At 64.2% G+C, this 15,197-nt stretch carries 19 protein-coding genes and 1 riboswitch; of the genes, 11 read left to right on the forward strand and 8 right to left on the reverse strand.

All coding sequences use genetic code 11. The features are described from left to right. Nucleotides 1–19 precede the first annotated feature (19 nt). Nucleotides 20–97: riboswitch (Fluoride riboswitch) on the forward strand. A 119-nt stretch (nucleotides 98–216) separates the two neighbouring features. From IVA82_RS29565 to IVA82_RS29590, 6 genes are all read left to right on the forward strand, one after another. Then, the gene (locus IVA82_RS29565) at nucleotides 217–1,428 is read left to right on the forward strand and encodes an MFS transporter (RefSeq protein ID WP_247382959.1); all 1,212 of its coding nucleotides are present in this window, start codon (nucleotides 217–219) and stop codon (nucleotides 1,426–1,428) included. A 16-nt stretch (nucleotides 1,429–1,444) separates the two neighbouring features. After that, nucleotides 1,445–1,834, forward strand: a complete 390-nt coding sequence (crcB, locus tag IVA82_RS29570) for a fluoride efflux transporter CrcB (RefSeq protein ID WP_247382960.1) — start codon at nucleotides 1,445–1,447, stop codon at nucleotides 1,832–1,834. 16 nt (nucleotides 1,835–1,850) lie between these two features. Next, a complete protein-coding gene (crcB, locus tag IVA82_RS29575) occupies nucleotides 1,851–2,279 on the forward strand; it encodes a fluoride efflux transporter CrcB (protein ID WP_247383054.1) in 429 nt (142 codons plus the stop codon). Nucleotides 2,280–2,281: 2 nt separating this feature from the next. Beyond that, entirely contained in the window at nucleotides 2,282–2,623 is a 342-nt protein-coding gene (locus tag IVA82_RS29580; protein ID WP_247382961.1) for a DUF190 domain-containing protein, read from the forward strand. A 45-nt stretch (nucleotides 2,624–2,668) separates the two neighbouring features. Then, entirely contained in the window at nucleotides 2,669–2,974 is a 306-nt protein-coding gene (gene clpS, locus IVA82_RS29585) for an ATP-dependent Clp protease adapter ClpS (RefSeq protein ID WP_247382963.1), read from the forward strand. 242 nt (nucleotides 2,975–3,216) lie between these two features. Next, on the forward strand, nucleotides 3,217–3,804 hold the full coding sequence (locus tag IVA82_RS29590; RefSeq protein ID WP_247382964.1) for a hypothetical protein: 588 nt from the start codon (nucleotides 3,217–3,219) through the stop codon (nucleotides 3,802–3,804). Between the two features lie 21 nt (nucleotides 3,805–3,825). Here IVA82_RS29590 and IVA82_RS29595 read toward each other — a convergent pair whose 3' ends face one another. The 4 genes from IVA82_RS29595 to fabI form a co-directional block, all read right to left on the reverse strand. After that, a complete protein-coding gene (locus IVA82_RS29595; RefSeq protein WP_247382965.1) occupies nucleotides 3,826–5,016 on the reverse strand; it encodes an adenylate/guanylate cyclase domain-containing protein in 1,191 nt (396 codons plus the stop codon). Nucleotides 5,017–5,095: 79 nt separating this feature from the next. Then, nucleotides 5,096–6,184, reverse strand: a complete 1,089-nt coding sequence (gene aroC / locus IVA82_RS29600) for a chorismate synthase (RefSeq protein ID WP_247382967.1) — start codon at nucleotides 6,182–6,184, stop codon at nucleotides 5,096–5,098. Between the two features lie 87 nt (nucleotides 6,185–6,271). Continuing rightward, nucleotides 6,272–6,871, reverse strand: coding sequence for a histidine phosphatase family protein (locus IVA82_RS29605; protein WP_247382968.1), 600 nt, complete (start codon nucleotides 6,869–6,871; stop codon nucleotides 6,272–6,274). Between the two features lie 12 nt (nucleotides 6,872–6,883). Beyond that, entirely contained in the window at nucleotides 6,884–7,699 is an 816-nt protein-coding gene (gene fabI / locus IVA82_RS29610; protein WP_247382970.1) for an enoyl-ACP reductase FabI, read from the reverse strand. Between the two features lie 173 nt (nucleotides 7,700–7,872). Here fabI and IVA82_RS29615 point away from each other — a divergent pair, with 173 nt between their 5' ends. Next, nucleotides 7,873–8,361: a sigma-70 family RNA polymerase sigma factor gene (locus IVA82_RS29615; RefSeq protein ID WP_148741637.1), complete on the forward strand. Its 489-nt coding sequence runs from the start codon at nucleotides 7,873–7,875 to the stop codon at nucleotides 8,359–8,361. A gap of 106 nt (nucleotides 8,362–8,467) precedes the next feature. After that, a complete protein-coding gene (locus IVA82_RS29620; protein WP_247382972.1) occupies nucleotides 8,468–9,238 on the forward strand; it encodes an anti-sigma factor in 771 nt (256 codons plus the stop codon). 331 nt (nucleotides 9,239–9,569) lie between these two features. On the opposite strand, the gene IVA82_RS29625 is transcribed toward IVA82_RS29620, so the two are convergent. Next, a complete protein-coding gene (locus tag IVA82_RS29625) occupies nucleotides 9,570–10,535 on the reverse strand; it encodes a DnaJ C-terminal domain-containing protein (protein ID WP_247382973.1) in 966 nt (321 codons plus the stop codon). Nucleotides 10,536–10,643: 108 nt separating this feature from the next. Beyond that, a complete protein-coding gene (locus tag IVA82_RS29630; RefSeq protein ID WP_346658692.1) occupies nucleotides 10,644–11,051 on the reverse strand; it encodes an RT0821/Lpp0805 family surface protein in 408 nt (135 codons plus the stop codon). A gap of 113 nt (nucleotides 11,052–11,164) precedes the next feature. Between IVA82_RS29630 and pdxH the strand changes: the two genes are divergently transcribed. Both pdxH and IVA82_RS29640 read left to right on the forward strand, forming a co-directional pair. Then, complete coding sequence (gene pdxH / locus IVA82_RS29635; protein ID WP_247382975.1) at nucleotides 11,165–11,806, forward strand: pyridoxamine 5'-phosphate oxidase; 642 nt, start codon at nucleotides 11,165–11,167, stop codon at nucleotides 11,804–11,806. A gap of 14 nt (nucleotides 11,807–11,820) precedes the next feature. Continuing rightward, nucleotides 11,821–12,573 (forward strand): SDR family oxidoreductase, encoded by a 753-nt coding sequence (locus IVA82_RS29640; protein ID WP_247382976.1) that lies wholly within the window; start codon nucleotides 11,821–11,823, stop codon nucleotides 12,571–12,573. 214 nt (nucleotides 12,574–12,787) lie between these two features. Here IVA82_RS29640 and IVA82_RS29645 read toward each other — a convergent pair whose 3' ends face one another. Both IVA82_RS29645 and IVA82_RS29650 read right to left on the reverse strand, forming a co-directional pair. Then, entirely contained in the window at nucleotides 12,788–13,006 is a 219-nt protein-coding gene (locus IVA82_RS29645) for a hypothetical protein (protein WP_247382977.1), read from the reverse strand. Between the two features lie 185 nt (nucleotides 13,007–13,191). Next, a complete protein-coding gene (locus IVA82_RS29650; RefSeq protein WP_247382978.1) occupies nucleotides 13,192–14,169 on the reverse strand; it encodes a magnesium transporter CorA family protein in 978 nt (325 codons plus the stop codon). Between the two features lie 338 nt (nucleotides 14,170–14,507). Here IVA82_RS29650 and IVA82_RS29655 point away from each other — a divergent pair, with 338 nt between their 5' ends. Continuing rightward, entirely contained in the window at nucleotides 14,508–15,188 is a 681-nt protein-coding gene (locus IVA82_RS29655; protein WP_148741628.1) for a L,D-transpeptidase, read from the forward strand. Nucleotides 15,189–15,197: the final 9 nt, after the last annotated feature.

Genomic DNA, 15,197 nt, shown 5'->3' on the forward strand with positions numbered 1-15,197 from the left:
ATTTCCATGCTAGGCTGACCGCACAGATGGGGATGGAGTCCCCCGACAACCGCCCGACGGTCGATGATCGCAGAGGGCTGATGACTTCTGCTTGAGGCGGGGCAATCTTTGAGCCTCTGCCTTTTGAGGGAGCATGGACAAACCCGCCGATGGCGGGTTTTTTGTTGTGTGATGACTTTTTTGCCTGAGGACGAAGGCCAAGGAGAGGGCCACGACGTGACGACGACCGCACCGAATGCCGCGCGCGCCGGACTGCCCAGAGGGATCTGGGTGCTCGGCTTCGTCTCGATGCTGATGGACATCTCCTCGGAGATGATCCACGCGCTGCTGCCGGTCTATCTCGTCACCGTGCTCGGCGCCTCCACGCTGACCGTCGGCTTCATCGAGGGCATAGCGGAGGCGACCGCCTCGATCACAAAAATCTTCTCCGGCGCGCTGTCGGACTGGCTCGGCCGGCGCAAGCTGCTCGCGGCGCTCGGCTACGGGCTAGCCGCCTTCACCAAGCCGCTGTTCCCGCTCGCCCCCAGCGTCGGATGGGTGGTGGCAGCGCGCTTCATCGACCGCGTCGGCAAGGGCATCCGCGGTGCGCCGCGCGATGCGCTGGTCGCCGACATCGCGCCCATAGGCCTGCGCGGCGCGAGCTTCGGCCTGCGCCAATCGCTCGACACGATCGGAGCCTTTCTGGGCCCGCTCGCGGCAATCAGCCTGATGTGGTTCACCGCGGATAATTTTACCGCTGTGTTCTGGGTGGCCGTACTGCCGGCACTTCTGTCCTTCGGCCTGATCGCGTTTGCGGTCAACGAACCTGAGCCTGACGCCAGCCGGGAGCCCGCGAAAAATCCGCTCAACCTCGCCGCGATGCGGCAACTCGGAATGGTGTACTGGCGCGTCGTCGCGGTCGGAATCGTCTTCACGCTCGCTCGCTTCAGCGAGGCCTTTTTGATCCTGCGGGCGCAGAACATCGGCCTCAACGCGATGTGGGTGCCCGCCGTGCTGGTGCTGATGAACATCGTGTACGCGCTCTCGGCCTATCCGGCCGGCGTGCTGTCGGATCGGATCAACCGGACCGGCCTGCTCACGCTCGGCCTCGTCTTTCTTGCGGGAGCCGATCTCGCGCTCGCTCTGCTGCCGAGCCTTGCGGGTCTGGCGCTCGGCGTCGTGCTGTGGGGGCTGCACATGGGATTGACGCAAGGGCTGTTCTCGGCCCTCGTCGCCGACACCGCGCCGCCCAATTTACGCGGCACTGCGTTCGGGTATTTCAATCTGCTCACCGGCATTGCATTGCTGGCGGCGAGCGTCATCGCCGGCGCGCTGTGGGACGCCTTCGGTCCGGTCGGCACCTTCTTGGCCGGGCTAGGCTTCGCATTGGTCGCGCTTGCTGGGCTGCTCGTGATCGGCAATGGACTGAGCGTGGAGCGCAAGGGATGAGGGGAGACCATTCGTCGTGCTGAGCGGAGTGATCGCGATCGTGATCGGCAGCATGCTGGGCGGCTGCGCGCGCTATTTCGTCTCCGGCGCGATCGCGCGGCGGTTGGGCGAGACCTTTCCCTGGGGCACCATGACCATCAACGTCACCGGCGCCTTCCTGATCGGCATCTTCGGCGCGCTGGCGACTCATCCCGGTTCGGTCTTCGCCGCGCCCAACCCATGGCTGTTCGCAGTGACCGGCTTCCTCGGCTGCTACACTACGGTGTCCTCGTTCAGCCTGCAAACGCTGACGCTCGCCCGCAACGGCGAGCCGTTCGCTGCCGTCGGCAACGTCGTGGTCTCGGTCGGGCTGTGCCTTGTGGCCGTCAGTTGCGGCTTCCTCCTTGCGGACAGTCTCGGAGGCTAGAGGTGCCATGACTGCCATAACCACCCCCTCCTCCGCCGAGCGCTGGCGCAGCGCGATGCTTTATGCCTGGGTGGCCGCCGGCAGCATCGCCGGTGGCCTGACGCGCTATCTGGTCTCCCTTGCGCTCGACACCGGGCCCGGATTCCCTTTCGCGACACTGTTCATTAACGCGACCGGCTCGCTGATCATCGGCTTCTACGCGGCACTGACCGGTCCCGACGGCCGGGTGCTGGCGCGGCCCGAACACCGGCAGTTCATCATGACCGGGTTCTGCGGCGGTTACACCACTTTCTCGGCCTTCAGCCTGGAGACCTTCCGCCTGCTCCATGGCGGCATGAAGTACACTGCGTTCGCCTATGTCGCGGCGTCCGTCGTCTGCTGGCTGGTGTCGGTGTGGCTCGGCTATATGATGGGGAGCCGCTACAACCGCTTGAAGAGGAGCTGATCATGCAAATTCCCAATCAGGCCGTTTTGCTCCGGATCTTCATCGGCGAGAGTGACCATTGCGACGGCAAGCCGCTTTATGAGGCGATCGTGATGAAGGCGCGCGAGCAGCACCTGGCCGGCGCCACGGTGCTGCGCGGCCCCATGGGCTTTGGCAAATCGAGCCGGCTGCACACCTCGAAAATCCTGCGCCTGTCGGAGGATCTGCCGCTGCTGATCGAAATCGTCGACAGCGAGGATAACATCAACGCATTCCTGCCCATCCTGGATGGCATGATGTCGAGCGGGCTGATCACCTTGGAGAAGGTGCAGGTCCTGCAATATGGTGAGAAGGTCGCGTGCTGACGCCGCGGCTGGAACCGAGAGACGCCCGCCGTTTCAGGAGGCGGAATGAACGACATTGTTACCAAGCCGAAAACCCGGACGAAGACCAAGGTCGAGCGGCCGAAGCTGCACAAGGTCATCCTGATCAACGACGACTACACCCCGCGTGAGTTCGTGACCATGATACTCAAGGCGGAATTCCGGATGACGGAGGATCAGGCCTACAAGGTCATGATAACCGCGCACAAGCTGGGCGCCTGCGTGGTCGCCGTGTTCACGAGGGACGTCGCCGAGACCAAGGCGACGCGTGCAACGGATGCCGGCCGGACCAAGGGCTATCCGCTGCTGTTCACGACGGAGCCGGAGGAATAGCGGCGCCGCCAGGCGACTTCTGGTCAATTTTAGCGATCCGCGCTACCGCAGATTTAACGTCCTATGTCACCAAGGTGCGATGACAGTCGCACTGCGCAAACAGGTTGAACTCAAGCCGGCCTGCCACGAATCCACGTTCGGTCCGTTCAAACTGCTGCACGCCCTGCCTTGGCTGATCCTGGCGGCGGCGATGCGGGTGGTAGCGTTCGGTGGCGGCGCCGTGGCGCTGCCCGCAAGTATCGTTGCTGCTGGCCTTCTTTGCAACGGCGCAACAATCGATCGAGGCGGCCGGAGGCCAATCCTCTCTCGGTGAGTTGACACTGGGCGAGCAGTTCAAGCTCTCCTTTTCGATCCTGTGGCGGATCGCCTTCGTGATGTTCGCGGCAGCCCTCGGCACCGCGGCCGCCGGTCATGACGCGTTTGCGCCCCACCTGATGGCGGGCCTCGATGGCATTGCTTTCGACCAGTTCACGCATCTCGGACGATTCTGGAGTGCGCTGATCGCTGCGCTGGTGCTTCTCATGATCGTCCGTGCCGAGCGCGATGACGGCGAGATCGCCCTGTTTGCCGCGATCGGCGAGTTTGCGCGACGCGGAGTGTGGCTCGGCGCCGCCGTGATCGTGCTCGGCGTCATCAACGTCGCCCTCGCCTATGGACAGGAAGCCGTGCGCAGCACGATCTGGAATTTCTGGCAGACCTCGTCGGCGACGCAGTTCACCAAGAACCTGATCTATTTCGTGTTCATCTTCAGCTTCGCCATGCTGCGGCTGTGGATCACCCTCAGGGTCCTAACCCGTGGTCTAAAGCGGTCCTATGTTCGCGGCAATTAGCGCCCCTGACGGCGCCGTCCGCTAGGCCATTACCACCGGCGTCTCTTCGGCGAGTCCATACACGCGCTGCGCCTTGGAGAATCCGGCGATTGGAAATTCACCAAGCTCGCGCCAGTCCTGGCGGCAGACATTGGCAAAACCTTCCGACGCGACGACGGTCCGTCCGGTCCGGCCCGCGATCTTCTCCAGCCGTGCCGCTAGGTTGACGGCAGGGCCGATGCAGGTGAAGTCGAGCCGGTTGCCGCCGCCGATATTGCCGTAGAGGATGTTGCCGACATGCAGCGCGACGCCAAAGCGGAAGCGCTCGATGGCGTCGCCGACCGGAAACGCGAGCGCTTCGACGCTGGCGCGGGATTCGCGAGCGGCCTCCAGCACGCGCGAACAGACATGGGCCGCGTCGCCGACATATTCGTCGATCGGGAACACCGCGAGCAGGCCGTCGCCCATGAATTTCAGCACCTCGCCGCCGTGGCCCCGGATCGCGCTCACCTGGCAGTCGAAATATTGGTTGAGGATCTCGACGACGGTCTCGGCCGGCAGCCGGTCCGACAGCGCGGTGAAGCCGCGCAAATCCGACAGCCAGATCGCGGCCTGCATGGTGTCATTGTGGCCACGGCGGATCTGACCGCCGAGGATGCGCGCGCCGGCACTGTTGCCGACATAGGTGTCGAGCAGCATCTCGGCGGTGCGGCGCAGGCTGATGATCTCGCTGACGCGCGCGAGCGGCGCTATCAGAGCCCGGATTGCGGCGATGTCGCTGTCGCTGAAGCCGCCGGGATGCCGTGTGGTCCAGCTCGTCGCGTGGATCGAGCCGTCGAGAAACGACAGCGGCACCGCGATATAGTCGGTCACGCCTTCGGCACGCATGTCGTCGAGGAACGGAAACCGCTTGCTGTCGGGATCGTCCATGCGTCCCCTGACCTCCAGTCCTTGCTCGAACACGATTCGCAGCGGACTTCTGGCAAATTCGGGCGTGTCCAGGATCTCGAAATCGACCGCGCCGATTTCAACCTCCGCGCCCTGTCGCCAGATGAAGTTGCGGCCGAAGATCTCAGGGTGAAGCGTGCGGATGAAGATGCCGAACCGTGACAGCGGCAGGCCTGCCGCGACCAGACGTTCGCAGGCCTCCGCGGTCATCTCGGCCGGGCTCTTCGACGACCAGGCGCCGTCGATCAGCCAATTGATGATGCGCCGGAGTTCGCAGCTTTCCATATCCGCATTTGCCGACGAAGTTGTGGGATCGTCAAGTTGCGCGGCAAGCTGGTGCCGCGACACCGGCGCTCTATTTGCCCTACCGCCCGACCTGCCCGCGATCGCGCAAGAAGTGGTCGGCCAGCACGCAGGCCATCATGGCTTCCCCGACGGGGACGGCGCGGATGCCGACGCAGGGGTCATGGCGGCCCTTGGTCATAATCTCGGTGTCGGCGCCCTGGCGATCGACCGTCAGGCGCGGCTGGAGGATCGACGAAGTCGGCTTCACCGCGAAGCGCACCACCACCGGCTGTCCCGTGGAGATGCCGCCCAGAACCCCGCCGGCATGGTTCGACAAAAAGCGCGTGCCGTCGTTGCCGGTGCGCATCTCGTCCGCGTTCTTCTCGCCGGTGAGTTCGGCGGCGCCAAAGCCGGCGCCGATCTCGACGCCCTTCACCGCGTTGATGCTCATCATCGCGGAAGCGAGCTCGGCATCGAGCTTGGCGTAGATCGGCGCGCCCAATCCTGCCGGCACACCCTCGGCGACGATCTCGAGCACTGCGCCGATCGAGGAGCCGTTCTTGCGGATGCCATCGAGATAGCTCTCGAAGAACGCCGCCTTGTCCTTGTCGGGACAGAAAAACGGATTGTTGGCGATCTCGCCCCAATCCCATTTGTCGCGGTCGATCCTGTGCGGGCCCATCTGCACCAGCGCGCCGCGCACCTTGACCTCTGGCAGCACCTTTCGCGCGATCGCGCCGGCGGCAACCCGCGTCGCGGTCTCGCGCGCAGAGGAGCGCCCGCCGCCGCGATAATCGCGCAGGCCGTATTTGGCCTCGTAGGTGAAGTCGGCGTGGCCGGGACGAAACTTGTCCTTGATCTCGGAATAGTCCTTGGAGCGCTGGTCGGTGTTCTCGATCAACAGCCCGATCGGCGTGCCCGTCGTCACCTGAACGCCGGTTTCGGGATGCGCCATCACACCGGATAGGATCTTGACCTGGTCCGGCTCCTGGCGCTGGGTCGTAAAGCGCGACTGGCCGGGCCGGCGGCGGTCGAGGTCACGCTGGATGTCGGCCTCCGTGAGTGGGATCAGCGGCGGACAGCCGTCGACCACGCAGCCGATCGCCACCCCATGGCTCTCGCCAAAGGTGGTCACGCGGAACATGTGGCCGAAGGTGTTGAAGGACATGCGCTGCTCGCCTAGTTCCGGCGTGTGGTAACGCGCGAGGGGCCAGGGGTCAAACCCGCAGCACGGCACGGACGACCACGGCAGGACTTAACTATACTTCTCCAGCCGCCCGCCGCGGAAGACGTAGACGGCGCCCTGCTCGATATAGAGTTCGGCGGCGCTGGCCGGGGTTTCGATGCCGAGGGCAACCATGAGGGCCCGGCAGGTGCCGCCATGGGCGACCGCGACCGTATCGACCAGCAGCGACTCGTACCAGTCGAGCATGCGCAGCTGCACGGCCGCATAGGTCTCGCCCCCTGCTGGCGCCACCGTCCATTTGTCGGCAAGGCGGTTTGCATAGACGTCGGGATCGGCTGACTCGCTCTCGGCCGGCGTCAGCCCCTCCCAGACGCCGTAGCCGATCTCGCGCAGGCGATCGTCGAGCGAATAGTCGGCAGGCGGTAGTTCGAGGCTGCCGCGCACAAGTTCCATGGTCATGCGTGCACGGCCGAGCGGGCTCGACACGTAAGGCAACGCCGCCTTGTCCTTCCCGTCGCTCTTGAAGAGGTCCGCCAGCACGCCCGCGGCATACACCGCCTGCCCGCGGCCGCGCACGTTCAGCGGAACGTCCTTGGTGCCCTGGAGCCGACCGAGCGCATTCCACTCGGTCTCGCCATGGCGAAGAAAGTAGATCGTGGGCACGGGCATTTCAGGTAAGGTTTAGTCCTTGCCACCCAGCGAAATGTCCGGCGCGTCCGGCCGTTTCATGCCGAGCACGTGATAGCCGGAATCGACATGATGCACCTCGCCGGTGACGCCGCGCGACAGGTCGGACAGGAAGTACAGCGCGCTGCCGCCGACGTCTTCGGTGGACACGTTTCGGCGCATCGGCGCGTTGTACTCGTTCCACTTCAGGATATAGCGGAAATCGCCGATGCCGGAGGCGGCGAGCGTCTTGATCGGCCCCGCCGAAATCGCGTTGACGCGGATGTTCTTCTCGCCGAGATCGGCAGCGAGATAGCGCACGCTGGCCTCCAGCGCAGCTTTTGCCACGCCCATCACATTGTAATGCGGCATCCACTTCTCGGCGCCGTAATAACTGAGCGTGATGATCGAGCCGCCGTCGGTCATCAGCTTTTCCGCGCGCTGCGTGACCGCAGTCAGCGAGTAGCAGGAGATCAGCATCGACTTGGTGAAATTCTCCTGCGTGGTGTCGACGTAACGGCCGTCGAGCTGCTCGCCATAGGCGATCGCATGCACCAGGAAGTCGATCTTGCCCCACTTCTCCTGCAGCACCGCGCACGCCGCGTCGATGGTCGCGGCATCGGTGACGTCGCAATGGCCGAGCACGAGGCCGCCGATCTCGGCGGCGAGCGGCTCGACGCGCTTCTTCAGCGCATCGCCCTGGTAGGTGAAGGCGAGCTCGGCGCCGGCCGCATGGCATGCCTTGGCGATGCCCCAGGCGATCGAGCGGTTGTTGGCAACGCCGAGGATCACCCCGCGCTTGCCCTGCATCAGACCTGAATTCTGCGCCATTTTCTTGATGTCCCATCGAGCGGGGTTGAGGTCTGGAGGTACACCAGCCCTCCTTCGCGGTACAGTCCTAATCCGCGGCGTTAACGCTGTTTGAAGCGCCGGAATAGCCGTTCCGTTCGGGTGTTATCATCGTTGAGGCGCTCGTGCCGAACGTTAAGGACGTCAAGACGGCCATGAGTGCGTTTCGCCAGAGTGTCGAAGCCATGATCCCCGCGTTGCGCCGCTACGCCCGCGCGCTGACGCGCGATGCGGATGCGGCCGACGATCTGGTGCAGGACACCTTGGTGCGGGCGCTGCGTTCGGAACGATTGTTTCTCGGAGGCGACGTCAGGAGCTGGCTCTACACGATCCTGACCAACCTCAACAAGAACCGGCGCCGATCGCTGGCAAGACGGCCGCAATTCATGCAGCTGACGGAGAACAACCCCGATGCCAGCGGCACCGAAGCCGAAGGACGCGACATCGAAAGGGCGCTGGCGACGCTCGTCGAGGAGCAGCGCTCGGTGCTGCTGCTGGTGATGCTGGAGGGCATGAGCTACCGCGAGGTCGCCGATATCCAGGGCGTACCGATCGGCACCGTGATGTCGCGCCTGGCGCGAGCCCGCGCCCACGTCAAAGCATCGCTAGTGGGCGAGCGCCCGGCGCTCAGGCGGGTGAAATGATGGCAGGGTTGATGCATTGCGCATGTCGCGTCCTCTGCTTGCAGAGGGACAAAGCGAAGGTCAGCCGCGAACGATATTTTGGGCCGCAGAGCCAGAGACGACCGATATGAAGGACCGCAATATTCCAATCACCGAGGACGAGCTGCACGCCTATGTCGACGGCGAACTGCCGGCCGAGCGCCGTGCCGACGTCGAGGCCTGGCTCGCCGCCCACCCCGAGGATGCCGAGCGGGTGCAATCCTGGCGCGCCATGGCCGAGATGCTGCACGCCCGCTACGACGACGTCGCCCAGGAGCCGGTGCCGGCGCGACTGGAACTGGAGCGGCTGGAACGCCACCCGAGGCAGTGGCTCTATGGCGCCGTCGCCGCTGCACTGGTTGCCTTCGTTGCCGGCGGTGCGGCCGGTTGGGTGGCGCATGGCGCGGCCAATACGCCCTCGACCTTCCAGAGCTTCACGGCGGACGCACTCGACGCCCACCGGCTCTATGTCGTCGAGGTCCGTCATCCCGTCGAGGTCGGCGCCAACGAGCGCGACCATCTCCAGGCCTGGCTGACCAGGCGCTGCGGCTGGACCGTGTTCGCGCCGAACCTGGAGGCGAGTGGACTGAAACTCGTCGGCGGCCGGCTGCTGCCGGGGCCGAATGGCCCCGCGTCGTTCCTGATGTATGAGGGCACCTCGGGCGAGCGCTACACGATCTACACCGCCAAGACCGAGAGCGGCGCGACGCAGATGCGCTACGCCAAAACGGACCGGGACGGGGCGCTGTTTTGGGCCGACCGCGGCGTCGGCTACGTCGTCAGCGGCAGCAGTGACCGCGACCGGCTGACCAAGGTGGCCCAGGCCGTCTACGACCAGGCAGAGAAAAGCGGCACCTAGACAACCGCGCGAACGCAGTGCCTCGATTCCGACATTGAAAATTTGGAATCAAGACATCGGCGCGTCTCATTATCGCACCGGATGCTCACGCGAAACTGAGCAGCGTTCGATCCGCCGATCGACGCGAGCGGCCTCGATTGGGGTTTTTGGTACCGCGCTGGTCCCCCTCTCGAGGCCGCACCTTTTCATCGGCTGCCCGCCGGACATCCGACACGTCGAGCACCTGGGATCGCGCAGCGTCACCGCGCTTCAGGCGACGTATTGATGAGCATCATCTGCTAGGAAGATGCTCTTGGCCTTTAGGAGAACCCATTTAAATTCCGGTCTCGCCCTAGCCGAGCCCGCTGCGCGGATTGTAGGGATGTTGGTCCCGCCACTTTTCCATCAATGCCTCAAGCTCGGCGTCGTTCCCGTCCGGTAGAATAATCCTGACGGTGACGAAGAGATCGCCGGTTCCGCCCGCCTTGGGCAGGCCCTTGCCCTTGAGACGGAAGGTCCGGCCGCTGGAGGTGTTTTTTGGAATCGAGAGCTCCACGGCGTTACCGAGGGTGGGCACGCGGACCTTGCCGCCGAGCACCGCCTCATAGAGCGTGACCGGCAGGTCGATCCGCAGATCGGCACCCTCGATCTTGAAGAAGGCGTGCGGCGCGACGGTGATGGTGATCAGGAGATCGCCGGGCGGATGGCCGGGCACGGTCTCGCCCTGCCCCTTCAGCCGGATCTGCTGGCCGCTGACGACGCCGACCGGAATCTTGACGTTGAGTTCCTTGCCGGACGGCAACCGGACGCGCTTCTCCCCGCCTTGCACCGACTCTTCCAGCGAGACGGTCATGGCGACGTTCAGGTCGAGATCCAGCCCGATCCCGCCGGTGTCGAATTCGAACTGCCCGGCGCCGCCGGCACCGGGCCGCGCCCCGCGCATCCCGCCGCCGAACATGCTGTTGAGAATATCCTCGAAAGCGCCCCCGCCCGGGCCTGCGCCCGCGCCGCCGCTGCGGAATGTATAGCTTTCGAACCCGCCGGGACCCGCGCGCCCGCGCGGACCGCCGCCGCCAGGAAAGCCCTGGAAGCGCGGCTTGCCGTCGGCGTCGATCTCGCCGCGGTCGAACTGCTTGCGCTTGTCCTCGTCGCCGAGGATCTCGTTGGCGGTATTGAGCTCAGCGAAGCGCTCGGCCGCCTTCGGGTCGTTCTTGTTGCTGTCGGGATGGTGCTTCTTGGCAAGCTTGCGATAGGCGCTCTTGATCGCGGCAGCGTTGGCGCTCCGCGGCACCCCCAAGACCTCATAGGGGTCGCGCATCCGTCACGTCTCCTCTCGGAAATCGATATGTTCAAAGGGCTCCCCGCCCCACCTGGGCTTCATGTGGGGACCAGTGGCATTTTTGCAACTAGCCCGTGGAGCCGATTCCTAACTCCGCCACGGCTTTAGCGTATGAATCTCCCAACGGCCACGGCTGCTTTGGCAGCCGGCGCCCTGAAGCCAGCTTTCGGTGCTGCCGTTGACATAGCTCGCCAGGAAATCGCGGCACTTGCGGCCGTCCTCGGCGGCGTAGGACTGCGCGATCGGGGTCACTGAGCCCCGCGCGCCGGTCTGCGGATTCTCCCAGTGCTGGCTGGAATCCTTGTCGCCCTGGCTCAGGACGTCGGAGGCGGCGTTGCGGGCGAAGGCGAGATCGGTCTCGGTCGGTGCGGCCTCCTTTGCCGCCCGCACGATCGAGCCGGTGAGGTCGCTGTCGTCGGCCTTCGCGTACGCACTGCTCTCGTTGCGGGAAAAGCTGCAACCGCCGGCGCCGAGCCCGATCAGAATCATCGTCATGACAAAGCCGGACGGCCGCATCGCCGATAGGCCAACGCGTCCCCATGCCCTATATAGAGCGGTAGCGGACAACAACGCGTTTTGGGCCTCAGGACGCAACTCGGACTCCAGACATGACCGACACGACCTCGATGAAACACCAGACACCCTTAACATCCGGTGATTTCACCGCCGCCGACGAGCCTTTTGCATTGTTCGAGGCTTGGCTGAACGAGGCGATCAAGAGCGAGCCGAACGATCCGAACGCCATGGCGCTCGCGACCGTCGACGCGGACGGGCTGCCGGACGTGCGCATGGTGCTGATGAAAGGCTTCGATTCCGCGGGTTTCGTCTTCTACAGCCACATCGCGAGCCAGAAAGGCCGCGAGCTCGCCGCAAATCCTAAGGCCGCGTTACTTTTTCACTGGAAATCGCTGCGCCGTCAGGTCCGCATCCGCGGCAACGTGACGCCGGTGTCCGAGGCCGAGGCCGATGCCTATTTCGCCACCCGCCCCAAGCAGGCGCAGATCGGCGCCTGGGCGAGCAAGCAGTCGCAGCCGCTGGAAAGCCGCTTTGCCTTCGAGCAGGCTATCGCCAAGGTCGCCGCCAGACACGTCATCGGCGAGGTGCCGCGACCGCCGGGCTGGAGCGGCTGGCGCATCACGCCGCAGCGCATCGAGTTCTGGCATGACCGCCCATTCCGCCTGCACGACCGCATCGAATTTCGCCGTGACGTCGCCGGCCAGCCGTGGTCCAAGACGCGGATGTACCCCTGACCGGAAAGACTTCAATGCCGCAGCCCTCCAACGCGCCGCGCCGCACGCTGCTCCTGACAGGAGCCAGCCGCGGCATCGGCCACGCCACCGTGATCCGCTTCTCCTCGGCGGGCTGGCGCGTCATCACCTGCTCGCGGCATCCATTCCCGGAGGATTGTCCGTGGGACGCAGGCCCCGAGGATCACATCCAGGTCGACCTCGGCAATCCCGCGGACACGACGCGCGCGATTTCGGACATTCGCAACCGCCTCGAGGGCGGCATGCTGCATGCGCTGGTCAACAACGCCGCGATCTCGCCGAAGGGACCGGGCGGCTCCAGGCTCGGCTCCGTCGACACCGATCTCGACACATGGACGCACGTGTTTAACGTCAACTTCTTCGCGCCGATCATGATCGCGCGCGGACTGATCGAGGAGCTGAAGACGGCCAAAGGCTCGGTGGTGAACGTCACCTCGATCGCGGGCTCGCGGGTGCATCCCTTCGCGGGTGCGGCCTATGCGACCTCCAAGGCCGCACTCGCATCGCTAACGCGCGAGATGGCGTCGGACTTCGGCCGCATCGGCGTGCGCGTCAACGCCATTGCGCCGGGCGAGATCGACACCTCCATCCTGTCGCCGGGCACGGAGAAGATCGTGGAGCAGCAGATCCCGATGCACCGGCTCGGCACGCCGGACGAAGTCGCCAAGATCATCTACGTGCTGTGCACGGAGACTTCGTCCTACGTCAACGGCGCGGAGATCCACATCAACGGCGGCCAGCACGTTTAGGCTCGCTCGCCGCCATTGCTAGCCACCAGGTCCACGCAAAGCGCGGCCTGACGACAAGGCTCCGCGAAGCAAATCCAGACCGCCTCCGCAGAGCCAGTCTGGATTTGCTTCGTCGTCTTGCTCTTCGCAATGACTGAATTGGAAGCAGTGTGCTAGGGGGCGATCCAGACAAAGCCGCCGCAAGACCTGGATCGCCCGCCCTTCCTTCCGTTGCTCAATCGAGTCGAATCCGACGCGACCGTTCGCGCAGCCGGGGAGCTGCGGCGTTGAGTGCAGTCGAGCAGTCGTCGTCGTTCTCACCGTCGAGCAGCGGAGCACCACAGTGCCGGCACAGGCGTGCCGACATCGACGACGCCTTGCCGCTCGCCAGAACCTGACGATAGTTCGCCAGATCGATGACGTTGCGGGGCGACGTTATGTGTTTTTCAACCATGGCTGTTCCTCGCGGCTACGCACTGCTTATCGCAGACAAGTTTCGCGTAAACGTTCAGCCCACCGCTCAAATTTTACCGGAGGAATTGGGGCGGAGAGCACGTATCACCGCGCAGCCTCAATCCCGCTCTATTCTGCGACACCAACCGCCATGTCTGCGCGAACGGCGAAAGGTCTCGGTAGCTATTACAACCACTTCTTCCACTTGAAGATCCAGTACGGGACGATCGCCGCGATCAGCATCAGCACCAGGGCCATCGGATAGCCGTGCGCCCATTCGAGTTCCGGCATTATCTTGAAGTTCATGCCGTAGATCGAAGCGATCAGCGTCGGCGGCATCAGGACAACGGCCATGACCGAAAACAGCTTGATGATGTTGTTCTGCTCGAGATTGACGACGCCGAGCATGGCGTCGAGCACGAAGGTGATCTTGCTCGAGAGATAGGAGGCGTGGTCGGTCAGCGAGACCACGTCGCGCTGCATGGTCTTGAGCTGCTCGCGCATGTCCTTCGACCATTTCACGCCTTCCACCACCGCCGAGAGGAAGGCGACGACGCGGCCGATCGAGACCAGGCTCTCGCGAACCTTGGAGGTCAGGTCGCCCTTGCGGCCGATCGAGATCAGGATCTGGGAATATTGCTTGGCGTGACCGTGACGTTCGCTCTCCGGCTCGAAAATGTCGTGCGAGACCTGGTCGATCTCGGCGCCACACCGCTCCAGAATGTCGGCACAGCGGTCGATCACCGCGTCGACCAGTTCCATCAGCACCATCTCGCCGGTGATGCCCGGCGTACAGGAGCGGGCCAGCTTGGCCTCGACCAGCGCAAAGGGCTTGGGCTGATCGTAGCGCACCGTCACCAGGCGGTGGTCGCCGAGGATGAAAGTCACCGCCGTGGTCCGAGGCATGTCGGTGTCGGAGTGGCACATCAGCGTCGCCGTCATGTAGCGCGCGCCGTTCTCGATATAGAGGCGGCTGGAGATCTCGATCTCCTGCATGTCCTCCCGGGTCGGGATCGCGATGCCCGAGAGCCGCTCCACCGCCTTGTCCTCGGCCGCTGTCGGGTTGAACAAATCGATCCACACCGCATGCTCCGGCACTGCCGCGAGATCGCCGACGATGGCCTTCTTGAGGGAGGACTCGGAGGGAACGAACACAGAAAACATGCACAACTCCAGCAGGGCTGCGACAGAGTGACAGCCCTTAGCGCGATTCTGACAAGTTCACGATGACAAGCACATTAGCGGGGCGTTTGCATTTATGGCCGCCCCGTGGCTCTACCGTGGCGGGGACGGGACAGTTTCGGCGCGCTCTGGCCCGAAAATCGACGTCGAGGCTGCAAACTTGCGGCAAAAAAGCCACAGCTGGGGTCTCGCAGCGCGGGAGAAAGCCTTAAGAGCTGGAATTGTGGCAGATTTCAACGATAATGGGACTAACGGAGTCGAGGAACTCGGGCGCTAAGCTCGGGATTTCCGCACGGTATTGTTTTGATTGGAACCAAATCATGTCGTCGCTGAGAGTTAAGTTAGTCATTTTGGCTGCCGGCCTGATGCTGTCGGGTTGCATGCAGGCCACGCATTTTGAAGCGACCGACACCAAAGCCTTCAAGCCGAAGGACAAGGAACTGCTCGCCAAGGTCCGGTACGAGAACACTCCGGTCGCGGAACCGTTCCGCCGCGCCATCGTCGAATACCACCGCAAGGAAGCGCCGGGCTCGATCGTGGTCGATTCCGATAATCATTACCTCTATTACGTGATGGATGGCGGCAAGGCGATCCGCTACGGCATCACCGTCGGCGAAGAGGCCATGGCGTGGTCCGGCATCGCCAAGGTCGGCAGCATGACCGAGTGGCCGGCCTGGCACCCGACGCCGGGCGAGATTTCGCGCCTGGGCGTGCCGACCTTTGTCGCGCCCGGTCCGGACAATCCGATGGGCTCGCGCGCGATGTATCTCTATTCGGGCGGCAAGGACACGCTGTTCCGCATCCACGGCACCAACCAGCCGGAATATATCGGCGCCTCGATCTCGTCGGGCTGCATTCGCCTGACCAACGAAGACGCAATCGACCTCTACAACCGCGTCAAGGTCGGCACCATCGTCGTGGTGCTCGAGCCGAAGCACGGCGACTCGCCCTACAATTCGCGCCTTGCGCTTCAGGGCGGCGGTTCCAATTCTTCGTACTGAATGGGCCCT

The organism is Bradyrhizobium sp. 142 (genome assembly GCF_023074015.1).
Classification (GTDB): Bacteria; Pseudomonadota; Alphaproteobacteria; order Rhizobiales; family Xanthobacteraceae; genus Bradyrhizobium.

Coding starts and splice junctions, on each gene's coding strand:
- IVA82_RS29580 (WP_247382961.1), top strand. CDS start 2,282: ATGCAAATTCCCAATCAGGCCGTTTTGCTCCGGATCTTCATCGGCGAG.
- clpS (WP_247382963.1), top strand. CDS start 2,669: ATGAACGACATTGTTACCAAGCCGAAAACCCGGACGAAGACCAAGGTC.
- IVA82_RS29595 (WP_247382965.1), bottom strand. CDS start 5,016: ATGGAAAGCTGCGAACTCCGGCGCATCATCAATTGGCTGATCGACGGC.
- aroC (WP_247382967.1), bottom strand. CDS start 6,184: ATGTCCTTCAACACCTTCGGCCACATGTTCCGCGTGACCACCTTTGGC.
- IVA82_RS29605 (WP_247382968.1), bottom strand. CDS start 6,871: ATGCCCGTGCCCACGATCTACTTTCTTCGCCATGGCGAGACCGAGTGG.
- fabI (WP_247382970.1), bottom strand. CDS start 7,699: ATGGCGCAGAATTCAGGTCTGATGCAGGGCAAGCGCGGGGTGATCCTC.
- IVA82_RS29615 (WP_148741637.1), top strand. CDS start 7,873: ATGAGTGCGTTTCGCCAGAGTGTCGAAGCCATGATCCCCGCGTTGCGC.
- IVA82_RS29620 (WP_247382972.1), top strand. CDS start 8,468: ATGAAGGACCGCAATATTCCAATCACCGAGGACGAGCTGCACGCCTAT.
- IVA82_RS29625 (WP_247382973.1), bottom strand. CDS start 10,535: ATGCGCGACCCCTATGAGGTCTTGGGGGTGCCGCGGAGCGCCAACGCT.
- IVA82_RS29630 (WP_346658692.1), bottom strand. CDS start 11,051: ATGACGATGATTCTGATCGGGCTCGGCGCCGGCGGTTGCAGCTTTTCC.
- pdxH (WP_247382975.1), top strand. CDS start 11,165: ATGACCGACACGACCTCGATGAAACACCAGACACCCTTAACATCCGGT.
- IVA82_RS29640 (WP_247382976.1), top strand. CDS start 11,821: ATGCCGCAGCCCTCCAACGCGCCGCGCCGCACGCTGCTCCTGACAGGA.
- IVA82_RS29645 (WP_247382977.1), bottom strand. CDS start 13,006: ATGGTTGAAAAACACATAACGTCGCCCCGCAACGTCATCGATCTGGCG.
- IVA82_RS29650 (WP_247382978.1), bottom strand. CDS start 14,169: ATGTTTTCTGTGTTCGTTCCCTCCGAGTCCTCCCTCAAGAAGGCCATC.
- IVA82_RS29655 (WP_148741628.1), top strand. CDS start 14,508: ATGTCGTCGCTGAGAGTTAAGTTAGTCATTTTGGCTGCCGGCCTGATG.